This is a genomic window from Paraburkholderia piptadeniae (assembly GCF_900007165.1).
Lineage (GTDB): Bacteria > Pseudomonadota > Gammaproteobacteria > Burkholderiales > Burkholderiaceae > Paraburkholderia > Paraburkholderia piptadeniae.
This window is the reverse complement of the sequence record NZ_CYGY02000098.1, coordinates 1,907-2,187: the sequence shown is the minus strand read 5'-3', so window position 1 is coordinate 2,187 and position 281 is coordinate 1,907. Positions and strand designations below refer to the sequence as shown.

The following is a 281-nucleotide window of genomic DNA, read 5'->3' as shown; positions in this document are numbered from 1 at the left end:
ATGCGCATGCGCCAGCTTGCTCCCAGGACGCAGGACATCTATCTGCGCATCGTGCGTGAGTTCGCCCGGTTTCTCGGGCGCTCACCTGACACGGCCACCGTCGAGGACCTGCGCCGCTACCAGCTCTATCTGGTCGACCATGGCACATCGGCCGTGTCGCTGAACCACGCGATCACCGGCCTGAAGTTCTTCTTCACCGTCACGCTCGACCGGCCCGAGCTGATGGTCAGGATGCAACCGGTCCGCGTGCCCCGCATCTTGCCCGTCGTGCTCAGTCCCGA

General features: G+C 64.8%; 1 protein-coding gene. It reads left to right on the top strand.

Annotated features, from left to right (window positions below):
- Positions 1–281: site-specific integrase (locus tag BN2476_RS48820; RefSeq protein ID WP_235851161.1), on the top strand; the 281-nt coding region annotated here is incomplete at both ends.